This is a genomic window from Desulfocurvus sp., from assembly GCF_023230885.1.
In the GTDB taxonomy this organism is placed as follows: Bacteria; Desulfobacterota; Desulfovibrionia; order Desulfovibrionales; family Desulfovibrionaceae; genus Desulfocurvus.
Genome location: NZ_JALNWM010000111.1, coordinates 1 through 10,937, shown reverse-complemented (window position 1 = coordinate 10,937; position 10,937 = coordinate 1). Strand labels below are relative to the sequence as shown.

Here is a 10,937-nt window from a genome sequence, read left to right as displayed (position 1 = left end):
GGAACAGGCCCAGGGCGCCCTTCTGGAAGCGGCTGGGCAGGAGCTGGTCCTCGGCCCGGTAGCTGGTGAAGAACAGGCCGCACTTGCCGTTGGACATGCCTAGACCCTCTCTATCTGCTTGGTGCCGAACAGCCCGTAGGGCCGGATCATCAAGATGACCACCAGGACCACGAAGGCCGCCACCTCGCGCACGCCGCCCAGGCCGAACAGATCCTTGGCCGCGCCGTCGCACACGTTCTCCAGCACGCCGATGATCAGCCCGCCCAGGGCCGCGCCCAGCAGGCTGTCCAGCCCGCCCAGGATCACCGCCGGGAAGACCTTGAGCCCCAGGTGCCCGAGCTGGGAGTTGATGCCGTTGATATTGCCCAGGATCACCCCGCCGATGGACGAGACAACCGCCGCGATGCACCACGACAGGGCGAAGATGTTCTTGATGCCGATGCCCATGCTCTGGGCGGCCTGCTGGTCCAGCGCCGTGGCGCGCATGGCCACGCCCAGGCGCGAATACTTGAAGAAGGCCGAGAACACGAGGAACAGCACCGCCGACAGGGCGAAGGCCGCGATGTACACCGGCGACACGGGCAGCCCGGCGATGAACACCGGCTCCTGCGGCAGAACCTGCGGATAGGCCCGCAGCTGCGTGCCCCACAGGAGCTGCACCAGCGCCTTGAGCACGCTGGACAGGCCCACCGTGACCATGATCACGCTGATGACCGGCTCGCCGATGAGCGGACGCAGCACCAGGCGCTCCACGGCCAGCCCCAGGACCACGGAAAAGGCCAGGGTCATGACGAACGCCGCCAGGAACGGCACCTGGAACTGCACCGTGAGCGAAAAGCAGACATAGGCCCCGGCCATGACCAGCTCGCCCTGGGCGAAGTTCACGACCTTGGTGGCCTTGTAGATGATCACAAAGCCCAGGGCCACCAGGGAGTAGATGCTGCCGACCACAAGGCCGTTGATGACGAGCTGGAGGTAGTATTCCATGATCCCTCCCGGGCTATACGTCCATGAGTTTCAGCGTGCCGCACATCTCGCGGGAGCTGCCGTCCTGGTAGCGGATGCAGGCGGTCAGGGCCACGCTGCCGCTGCCGGCGTACAGGGCCTCGACCAGCGCGGCGTAGCGCTCGGCCACCACGGAGCGGCGCACCTTGCGCGTGCGGGTCAGCTCGCCGTCGTCGGCGTCCAGCTCCTTGAACAGCAGGGCGAAGCGCGCGATGCGCACGGCCTGGGGCAGGGTCGCGTTGATGGCGGCGATGGCCCCGCGAACCAGTTCGAGCACCTCGTCCTTGGCCGCCAGGTCCTGGTAGGTGGTGTAGGTGATCATCCGCGACTCGGCCCAGCGGCCCACGATCCCGGCGTCGATGCACACGATGGCCGTCACGGCCTCGCGCCCCTGGCCCAGGACCACGGCCTCGCGCACATAGGGCGAGAACTTGAGCTTGTTCTCCAGGAACTGCGGCGAGAAACGCGTGCCGTCGGCCAGGTGCATCACGTCCTTGACGCGGTCGATGACCACCAGCTGGCCCTTGTCGTTGAAAAAACCCGCGTCGCCCGAGCGCAACCAGCCGTCGTCCAGGGTCTCGCGGGTGGCCTGCTCGTTGCGGTAGTAGCCCAGGAACACCGCCGGGCTGCGCGAGAGGATCTCGCCGTCCGGGGCGATGCGGATTTCCGTCTCGGGGATGGGCTCGCCCACGGAGTCGAAGTCCACGGCGCCGTCGCGGTGGATGCAGGATATGCCCGCTATCTCCGTCTGGCCGTAGATCTGCTTGAGGTTCACGCCCAGGGCGTGGAAGAAGCGGAAGGTATCCGGGCCCAGGGCCGCCCCGCCGGTGGAGGCGCTGCGCAGCCGCGAAAACCCCAGCCGGTCGCGCAGGGCGCGCAGCAGCAGCCACTGGGCCAGGCCGTGCTTGAGCGCGGCCCACGGCCCGGGCCTGCGCCCGGCGAACACGGCGTCGGCGCGGGCCTGGGCCCAGGGAAAGACCGTGTTGTACAGCAGGCGCTTGAAGGGTGTGGTCTCCATGATGCGCACCTGCACCGTGGCCGCCAGGTTTTCCCACACGCGCGGCGGCGAGAAGATCAGGTGCGGGCCGATCTCGCGGATGTCCTGCTGCACGGTGTCCGGCTCCTCGGGGAAGTTCACCGTGAAGCCGAAGAGCAGCGCCGAGGCCACGGCCATCATCTGCTCGCCCATCCAGGCCAGGGGCAGGAAGGACACGAACTCGTCGCCGGGCCGCTTGGGGTCGGCCTGGCCCAGGTTCCAGGCCATGGAGAGCATGTTGCGGTGCGAAAGCATGGCCAGCTTGGGCCGCCCGGTGGTGCCCGAGGTGGTGGCGATGAGGCAGGGGTCCCCGGGGCGGACCTCGGCCACCCAGGCGGCGAACTCACCGGCCCGGGGGCGGCCCGCCTCGCGCACGGAGTCGAAACTGGCCAGCCCCTGTTCCCGGCAGCCCGCAAGGCCCTTGGGGTCGTGGTAGACGATGTGGCGCAGCCCGGGCAGCCGGGAGCGCAGGGAGAGCAGCTTGTCCACCTGCTCCTGGTCCTCTGCGACCACGACCTTTGCCTGCGCAAGTTCCAGGATATAGTGAATCTCCTGGGCGGGGGCGTCCTGGTAGAGCCCGAGGGCCATGCCGCCCAGGCCCTGGATGGCCAGCTCGGCCCACAGCCACTCGGGCCGGTTGTCGCCGATGAGCACGACGATGTCGCCGCGGCCCAGGCCCAGGGCGCGCAGCCCGGCGGCGAATTCGGCCGTGGCGGCCAGGCAGTCGGCCCAGGAAAAAGCCTGCCACACGCCCCACTGCTTCTCGCGCAGGGCGGTGCGTGCGCCGTGGCGGGCGGCCTGGTCCAGCAGCAGGCGGGGCAGCGTCGTCTCGTAGGGCTTGCTCACACGCGCTCCTTGTCTAGCGCCCGGCGTAGGCGGCGTCGCTGCCCAGATAGGCGGCCACCACGTCGGGATTGGCGGACACCTCGGCGGGTGTGCCGCTGGCCAGCACCTGGCCGAAATCCAGGACCACCACCCGGTCGGAAAGGTCCATGACCACGCCCATGTCGTGCTCCACCAGCAGCACCGTAGCCCCCCACTCCTCGTTGATGTCCAGGATGTAGCGGGCCATTTCCTCGGTCTCCTCCAGGTTCATGCCCGCCATGGGCTCGTCGAGCAGGATCAGCCGGGGCTCGGCGGCCAGGGCGCGGCCCAGCTCCACGCGCTTCTGCACGCCGTAGGGCAGCCGCCCGGCGGCCTGGTGGCGGTAGGGCGACAGGCCAAGGAAGTCGATGACCTCCTCCACGCGGCGGCGGTGTGCGTCCTCGGCGCGGCGGGCCTTGCCGAGGTAGGCCACGGCCGCCAGCAGCCCGTAGCCCAGGCGCCCGTGGCGCCCGACCAGCAGATTGTCCAGCACCGACAGGCCCCGGAACAGGGCGATATTCTGAAAGGTACGCGACAGGCCGTGGGCCGCGCGGCGGTGGGCCTTCATGCCCAGGAGGGGCACCCCGCCCAGGGTGACGGACCCCTGGTCGGGACGGTAGCGCCCGCTGATGCAGTTGAGCATGCTCGTCTTGCCCGCGCCGTTGGGGCCGATGAGCGAGACGATGGCCCCCTCGGGCACGGTGAAGCCGACGCCAAGCAGCGCGGCCAGGCCCCGGAAGGTCAGGGTCACGTCCCGCACCTCGAGCAGCGCGGCGGCCTGGGCCAGGCGGTCCTCCGCCGGGGGGGCGCAGGTCCCGGTCACGACCAGCTCCCCCGGAAGTGGTCCGGCCCGACCAGCGTGTAGCCGACCTCCACCAGCCGCTTGGCGATGGGCGTGGGGTCGCCGGTCTGCACGCGCACGACCACGATGCGCCGCCCGTCGTGGAAGAAGGTGCCCGTGGCGATGATGGACACGCCCATATCCTTGATGATGCCCGAGACCTCGTGGATGACCCCTGTGCGGTCCTCGACATCGATGACGATGCGCGCCCCGCCCTGGCGCAGGCCCATCTCCTCCACCAGCACGTCGAGCATCACGTTGCGGTTGATGTAGCCCAGCAGGCGGCCCGTGCCGTCCACCACGGCCAGGCCGTGCAGGTTCTTGCGGTGCATGATCTCGGCGGCCTCCTCGATCTCCGTTTCCGGAGGCACGCAGGCCACCTCGCGCTGCATGATCTTGTCCACCGTCAGCCTGGCCAGCAGATAGTTCAGCTCGTGGCGCGCCAGGGTGGTGGCGCTGGAGGGCAACGCCTTGCGCACGTCCTCGCGGCTCACGGAGCCGACGAGCATGCCGCCCTCCTTGACCAGGAGCATCCACAGCCGGTGCTCGTCCATGAGCCTGTCGGCGTCCTTGACCAGCGTCGCGGGAGTCAGGGTCACGACATCCGTGAGCATCTTGAGCCCGACGTACATGGCACGTCTCCTTGCCCGGCTCGGCCCGGGGGATATGGTTCAGTCGGGAGAATGGGAGAGGGTCAGGACATTTGCCGCCGTTTTTCCGCCAACGGACCGATTCGCGCCGCAAGCGGCGACCGGCCCCGGAGGGAAAACGTTATAGTAGGAAGACGGCAAACATGATGGTGTGTGGCCAAAGGAAACCCGAATACCAGGAACAAGTCAAGCCCTTTTGCGATATTTCTCCCCAACCCCCTGCATGCGCGGCAGGGCGCGGCCACGCCGCCCCAAGGCCAGGAAACCGTCTGCGCAAGCAATAAAACCCGCCCCCCACGCCCGCGCGGGGCGTGGGAGCGAACAATGATGAAGCAGATATGCATCGCCCACCCCTCGCGCGGGGGCGCGGGGTTGCGCGCGGCGGCAGATTTTTTTGCCGGGTGCCAGCCCGGCCCGCGCGGGGGCGCGGCGTGTCGCATCCGAGGCGGCGGGCGCAAGGCGCGGGCGGCGCGCCGGGCGGGGCGGCCCCGGGTCAAGACCCGCCGCGGGCGGCGCACCGTCTGGACGGGGCGCCGTTTTTCCAGTACACAGCCAAAGCCATGCATGAAATGTCCATCGCCCAAAGCCTTGTGGCCATCATCAAGGAAGAAATGGAGAAGCACGGGCTGACCAGGCTGCACGCCGTGCGCGTGTGCCACGGCCGCCTGGCCGCCCTGGTGCCCGAGGCGCTCAGCTTCGCCTTCGAGGCCTGCACCCTGGGCACGCCCCTGGAGGGCGTCCAGCTGGAAATGCAGGACATCCCCATCGTGCTGCGCTGCTCGCAGTGCGCCACGGAGTTCTCCCCCGAGGAGGGCGACCTGTTCATGCCCTGCCCCAAATGCGGCGAGGGCCTGGGCCACGAGGTGCTCCAGGGCAAGGAGCTGTATCTGGACAACATCGAGGCGGAATAGCCGCCCCGTCTTCCCCCTTCACCCCCGCGCGCAGCATAAGGAGCCCGCCATGGAAGTCCCCGTCGTCCGCAACATCCTGGAAGCCAACGACCGCATCTCCGCCCAGTTGCGCAAGCTCTTCGCCCAGCACAGGATCCTGGTGCTCAACCTCATCAGCTCGCCGGGCTCGGGCAAGACCTCGACCCTGGAGCGCACCCTCACCGACCTGGCGGGCGAATTCAAAATGGCCGTCATCGAGGGCGACCTGCGCACGGACAACGACGCCCGCCGCGTGGCCGCCACGGGCGCCCAGGCCGTGCAGATCAACACCGACGGCGCCTGCCACCTGGACAGCTCCATGATCCAGGAAGCCCTGGAGGCCATCGACCTGTCGGGGCTGGACATCCTGTTCGTGGAAAACGTGGGCAACCTCGTGTGCCCGGCCGAGTTCGAGGTCGGCGAGGACTACAAGGTCAGCCTGCTGTCGGTGACCGAGGGCGACGACAAGCCCGAGAAGTACCCCCTGCTGTTCGCCGAATCCGCCGTGATGCTGCTGAACAAGACCGACCTGCTGCCCTATGTGGACTTCGACATGGCCCGCGCCGAGCGCTTTGCCCGCGCCCTGAACAAGGACATCGCCGTGTTCCCGGTCTCCTGCCGCTCCCGCGAGGGGCTGGGCGCCTGGTACGACTGGCTGCGGGACAAGGTGCGCGAAAAGAAGAACGCCTGATCCCGGAGGGACGATGCCGTTCCCCAAGGGCCTGCCCGCCCAGGCCATTCTCGACTCGCTGGCCGACGGCGTGTTCACCGTCGACCCGCAGTGGAACGTCACGTTCTTCAACCGCGCCGCCGCGCGCATCACGGGCATCGAGCCCGATGAGGCCCTGGGCCGCAAGTGCTGGGAGGTCTTCCGCTCCAGCCTGTGCGACGGCGGCTGCGCCCTGCGCGCCTGCATCCAGGACGGCGGGACGGTGGTCGACCAGCCCATATTCATCGTGCGCGCCGACGGCGAGCGCGTGCCCGTGTCCATCAGCGCCGCCCCCCTCGCGGCGGCGGACGGCACACCCCTGGGCGGCGTGGAGACCTTCCGCGACCTGACGGAAATCCATCTGCTGCGCAAGGCGATGGAGGCGTCCTACACCTTCGAGGACATCGTGGGCAAAAGCCCGGCCCTGGAGAAGCTGTTCGCCATCCTGCCCCAGGTGGCCGCCAGCCCCTCCACCGCGCTGCTCACGGGCGAATCGGGCACCGGCAAGGAGCTTTTCGCCCGCGCCCTGCACAACCTGAGCGCGCGCAAGGACGGCCCCTTCGTGGCCGTGAACTGCGGCGCCCTGCCCGAAACCCTGCTGGAATCCGAGCTGTTCGGCTACAAGGCCGGGGCCTTCACCGACGCCCGGCGCGACAAGCCCGGCCGCTTCGACGAGGCCGCCGGGGGCACCCTGTTCCTGGACGAGATCGGCGACATGCCCCCGGCGCTGCAAGTCAAGCTGCTGCGCGTGCTCCAGGACGGCACCTACCGGCCCCTGGGCGACAGCGCCGCCCGCCGGGCCGACGTGCGCGTGGTGGCGGCCACCAACCAGGACCTGGAACAGCTGGTGGCCGGGGGACGCTTCCGCAACGACCTCTACTACCGGCTGAACGTGGTCCGGCTGCGCCTGCCGCCCCTGCGCGAACGCCGCGAGGACATCCCCCTGCTGGCGGCCCATTTCGTGCGCAAGTTCGCGGCCCTGCGCGGCAAGCCCATCCAGGGCCTGGACCAGCGGGCCCTGGCCGCGCTGCTGGACCACCCCTTCCCCGGCAACGTGCGCGAGCTGGAAAACGCCATCGAATTCGCCTTCATCCTCTGCCCGGGCGGACTGATCCGGCCGGAGCACCTGCCCGAGGGGCTGCGCCCGGCGCCCGAGGCCGCGCCCGCGGACGACACCCCGGGCCCACGGACCCTGGAGCAGGCCAAATGCCTGGCCGCCTTGGGCGCCCTGGAGCGCAACGCGGGGCGCGTCATGGCTGCCTGCCGCGAGCTGGCCATCTCCAAGGACACCCTGCGCCGCCTGCTGCGCCGGGCCCGGGAACTGGGCTTAAAATAAGCCCGGCGGCCCTCGTTTGGGCTATTTTTGAGCCCACGACACCCGGGCGCAGCGCCCCCCCCGAAGCTACAAGCAGATAGTATTATTTACTTATTCCAATACGGCCCCATTCCTGCTTTCTCCCGGGCAGACCGGGCGTGCCGGGCGCGGCGGACGCGATGCGCCCCGCCGCGGGCCTGAGCGGCACGCCCGAAACCGGAGGAAAGCATCATGATCGTCTGCCTGGCCTGCTATGAAGACCGCCTGGCGTCGCTGTTCGAGAACGCGGCGTCGTTCCGGCTGTTCGAAGTCAACGCCAAGGGCGCCGAGCCCCTGGGCGAACTGGACGCGCCCCAGGGCGACGCCACGGCCCTGGGCGCGGCAATGACCGCCCGGGGCGCGCAGACCCTGGTCTGCGGCGGGATATCCGGCGCCTCGCGCCGCCTGCTGTTGCAACACGGCCTGACCGTCCAGCCCTGGATCAGCGGCTCGGTGGCCGAGGTGCTGGACGCCCTGGGCCGGGGCGCCCTGGCGGAACTGGCCATGCCCGGCGTACCCTGCGCCGGTGGCGGCCGGGGCATGGGCGCCGGGCGCGGCATGGGCATGGGCGCGGGCGCCGGGCGCGGCATGGGCATGGGCCCCGGCCAGGGCATGGGCGCCGGGCGCGCCGCGGGCGGTCGCGGCATGGGCGGTCGCGGCATGGGCGGCGGCGGCGGCATGGGCGGCGGCCGCAAGGCGGCGGCCGTGGCTGCCGGCCCGGGCCTGGGGCTTGGCCCCTGCGGCCTGGGCCAGCGGCGCGGGCCCGCCGGGCGGGCCGACCTTCCGGCCCAGGGCGCACCGGGCACGGGCCCCGGCCTGGGCGCCGGGCGCGGCATGGGCCAGGGCCTGGGCGCCGGGCGCGGCATGGGCCAGGGCATGGGGCCCGGCCTGGGCCGGGGCGGCCGCCGGGGCCGCTAGGCCCGGAGTTTCCGGCCCGCCGGTCCACCTCCTGGCCGCGGGCCCGGGGCCGCGACTCCCTCGGCCCCGTCCGAAGCCGGGGGCGGCGTGCCTCATGGCCGCCCCCGGCCACCCGGACTCCGCAATTTGACATTGCCCCAAAAAGGATTAACTGGCTTTACCGGCGCCGCGCATGGCCCATACCGGCCCTGCGCGGCGCCGCAACGCGCAACGGCCGCAGCGGTCCAGAACCACAAAAGGCCGCGCGCCAACGACACCGATCCCCGCAAAGGAGAATCCCATGAGCGATGCATGCGCAGGCTGCTCCTCCGCCGGCAGCGGCTGCACCCCTGAAACCTGCGGCACCAACCCGCAGGACGAAAAAATCAAGAAAACCCTGGGCCGCATCCGGCACAAGCTGGTGGTCATGTCCGGCAAGGGCGGCGTGGGCAAGTCCACCGTGGCGGCCAACATCGCCGTGGCCCTGGCCCAGGCGGGCAAAAAGGTCGGCCTGCTCGACGTTGACGTGCACGGCCCCAGCCTGCCGCGCCTGCTCTCCCTGGCGGGCACCCAGCCGCACATCGAGCGCGACTACATCGAGCCCGTGCCCTACAACAACAACCTGCTGGTCATGTCCCTGGGCTTCCTGCTGCCCAGCCCCAAGGACGCCGTCATCTGGCGCGGCCCGGTGAAGACCGGCCTCATCCGCCAGTTCATCTCCGACGTGGCCTGGGGCGACCTGGACTACCTGATCGTCGACTGCCCTCCCGGCACCGGCGACGAGCCCCTCTCCGCCCTCCAGGAGATCGGCCCCGAGGCCCAGGCCATCATCGTCACCACGCCCCAGGGCGTTGCCGTGGACGACGTGCGCCGCTCGGTGACCTTCTGCGCCCAGGTGGGCAACCCGGTCTTCGGGCTGGTGGAGAACATGAGCGGCTACGCCTGCACCAAGTGCGGGCATGTGGAGAACATCTTCAGCGCGGGCGGGGGCGAGGCCCTGGCCGGGGAAACGGGCGTGCGCTTCCTGGGCCGCATCCCGCTGGACCCCGAGGTCGCCCGCTCGGGCGACGAGGGCTACCCCATCGCCAAGCTCGGGCAGGACAACGCCACCTCCCGCGCCCTGACCGAGATCATCAAGCCCATCCTGGCCCTGGCCGACTAGCCGGGCCCCGCCGGGCCATGCAGAAAAAGCCGGAGGCTCGCGCCTCCGGCTTTTTTTCGTCGCCGCCGCACCGGGCTGCCCGCCCGGGGGCCGGGGCGCCGCGCCCCTAGAACTCGCCCGGAGTGCCTTCGAAGTAGCTGATCAGGGCGTGGCTGATCTCCACGCGCACGCCGCCCTGCCCGTCCTTGACCACGCGCACGTTGGCCTCGGGATACAGGGCGATGTCCTCGCACACGTCGCTCCAGCGCTTGAACTCGTGATAGGCCTCGTCGTTGTAGTCGGGGTAGGTGCCCACGACCTTCCAGTCGTCCATGCCGTCCTCCTTGGGCCACGGCGCGCCGTGGCGTTAGCGGGGAGCCGCCCCGTACTCGGGCGCCCACAGGGCGTAGAACCCCGCGCGCGGCACCCCCAGCAGATGCGAAAGCCCCAGGTCCAGCCCCGGCGCGGCGTCCGCCGCCGCCAGGGGCGGGTTGTACAGCGTGTCGTCCCGCATGGCGCGGCGGCGGTAGACCACCACCCGCGCATCCTCGGCCAACCCGGCCAGGGCCCTGGCCTGGGCCAGGGCGTCGTGGGCCGAGCCCACCGTGTCCACCAGCCCCAGGGCCTGGGCCTGGGCCGCAGTGAACACCCGCGCATCGGCTACATCGTCCAGCGCCTCGCGGTCAAGCCCCCGGCGCTGGGCGACCAGGGCCAGAAAGCGCCCGTTCATGTCGTCGATCATGGCCTGGACGATGGCCCGCTCCTCGGGGGTGGAGCCGCGCAGGGGCGAGCCGATGTCTTTGTGGCGGCCCGAGCGGGTGACCTCGGCGCCCACCCCGATCTTGCCCATGAGCCCGCTCACGTCGGGCCGCAGGAACACCGTGCCGATGGATCCAGTGACCGTGGAGGCGTGGGCCACGATGCGGTCCCCGGCCAGGGCGGCCTGATAGCCCCCGCTGGCCGCCACGGTCATCATCAGCGTCACCGCCGGCAGGGCGCGCGCCGCGCGCAGGCGCCTGATCTCGGCGTAGAGGATGTCGCTGGCGACCACGGTCCCGCCCGGGCTGTCGACCTGGATCAGCAGCGCGCGCACGTCGGGGTCGTCCCCGGCCTTGCGCAGCATGGCCGCAACGTCCTGGACGACGCTCGGCCGCCGGGCCGCGAGGCCCTGGTCCGGCTCCAGGTCGATGAACCCGCGCACGGGCAGGACGAGAATCTTCTCCCGCGCGCGGCCCGAAAGCACATGCTCGGCCAGGGGGGTGTCGTAGTCGCGAAAGGCGTTGACCTGCACCGAGCAGCCCCCGAGCAGCATCGCCGCGCACAACAGCGGGCCCAGGGCCGGGAGGAACCGGAAAAAGGGACATCGGGACATGGCGGAAGGCCTCCTGCGGGCAGTCTGGCACGGGCCGCGTGGGGCGGCGAGCCCCGCGCGGAAAAAGACGCGACGCCCCCGCGCGGATTGCCGCGCCCTTCGCACCGGGCGCCCGCGCGGGGGCAGAACGTCTTGCGCG

11 protein-coding genes are annotated in these 10,937 nt (G+C 70.7%); 5 read left to right on the top strand and 6 right to left on the bottom strand.

Translation table 11 applies throughout. The features are described 5' to 3' along the window. Positions 1-99: 99 nt before the first annotated feature. From M0P34_RS09265 to M0P34_RS09250, 4 genes are read right to left on the bottom strand one after another with little or no spacing between them, the layout of a single operon-like run. Positions 100-987, bottom strand: a complete 888-nt coding sequence (locus M0P34_RS09265; protein ID WP_291498631.1) for a branched-chain amino acid ABC transporter permease — start codon at positions 985-987, stop codon at positions 100-102. A gap of 13 nt (positions 988-1,000) precedes the next feature. Further along, the gene (locus M0P34_RS09260) at positions 1,001-2,887 is read right to left on the bottom strand and encodes an AMP-binding protein (RefSeq protein WP_291498630.1); all 1,887 of its coding nucleotides are present in this window, start codon (positions 2,885-2,887) and stop codon (positions 1,001-1,003) included. A gap of 13 nt (positions 2,888-2,900) precedes the next feature. Beyond that, the gene (locus M0P34_RS09255; RefSeq protein WP_291498629.1) at positions 2,901-3,728 is read right to left on the bottom strand and encodes an ABC transporter ATP-binding protein; all 828 of its coding nucleotides are present in this window, start codon (positions 3,726-3,728) and stop codon (positions 2,901-2,903) included. Beyond that, positions 3,725-4,378 carry a CBS domain-containing protein gene (locus tag M0P34_RS09250; protein ID WP_291498628.1) on the bottom strand — a complete coding sequence of 218 codons (654 nt, stop codon included), beginning with the start codon at positions 4,376-4,378 and terminating at the stop codon, positions 3,725-3,727. Before M0P34_RS09250 ends, M0P34_RS09255 begins: the two co-directional genes overlap by 4 nt. A 578-nt stretch (positions 4,379-4,956) precedes the next feature. Between M0P34_RS09250 and hypA the strand changes: the two genes are divergently transcribed. The 5 genes from hypA to M0P34_RS09225 all read left to right on the top strand — a co-directional run bounded on the left by hypA (position 4,957) and on the right by M0P34_RS09225 (position 9,447). After that, complete coding sequence (gene hypA, locus M0P34_RS09245) at positions 4,957-5,307, top strand: hydrogenase maturation nickel metallochaperone HypA (RefSeq protein ID WP_291498627.1); 351 nt, start codon at positions 4,957-4,959, stop codon at positions 5,305-5,307. Positions 5,308-5,356: 49 nt separating this feature from the next. Continuing rightward, positions 5,357-6,016, top strand: a complete 660-nt coding sequence (gene hypB, locus M0P34_RS09240; RefSeq protein WP_291498626.1) for a hydrogenase nickel incorporation protein HypB — start codon at positions 5,357-5,359, stop codon at positions 6,014-6,016. A gap of 13 nt (positions 6,017-6,029) precedes the next feature. Further along, positions 6,030-7,370 (top strand): sigma 54-interacting transcriptional regulator, encoded by a 1,341-nt coding sequence (locus M0P34_RS09235; protein WP_291498625.1) that lies wholly within the window; start codon positions 6,030-6,032, stop codon positions 7,368-7,370. Positions 7,371-7,580: 210 nt separating this feature from the next. Then, positions 7,581-8,306 carry a NifB/NifX family molybdenum-iron cluster-binding protein gene (locus tag M0P34_RS09230; protein WP_291498624.1) on the top strand — a complete coding sequence of 242 codons (726 nt, stop codon included), beginning with the start codon at positions 7,581-7,583 and terminating at the stop codon, positions 8,304-8,306. Between the two features lie 280 nt (positions 8,307-8,586). Next, entirely contained in the window at positions 8,587-9,447 is an 861-nt protein-coding gene (locus M0P34_RS09225; protein ID WP_291498623.1) for an Mrp/NBP35 family ATP-binding protein, read from the top strand. Positions 9,448-9,553: 106 nt separating this feature from the next. On the opposite strand, the gene M0P34_RS09220 is transcribed toward M0P34_RS09225, so the two are convergent. Together M0P34_RS09220 and sppA are read right to left on the bottom strand one after the other, a co-directional pair. After that, a complete protein-coding gene (locus tag M0P34_RS09220; protein WP_291498622.1) occupies positions 9,554-9,760 on the bottom strand; it encodes a hypothetical protein in 207 nt (68 codons plus the stop codon). Positions 9,761-9,793: 33 nt separating this feature from the next. Continuing rightward, positions 9,794-10,798, bottom strand: a complete 1,005-nt coding sequence (sppA, locus tag M0P34_RS09215) for a signal peptide peptidase SppA (protein ID WP_291498621.1) — start codon at positions 10,796-10,798, stop codon at positions 9,794-9,796. Between the last annotated feature and the right edge of the window lie 139 nt (positions 10,799-10,937).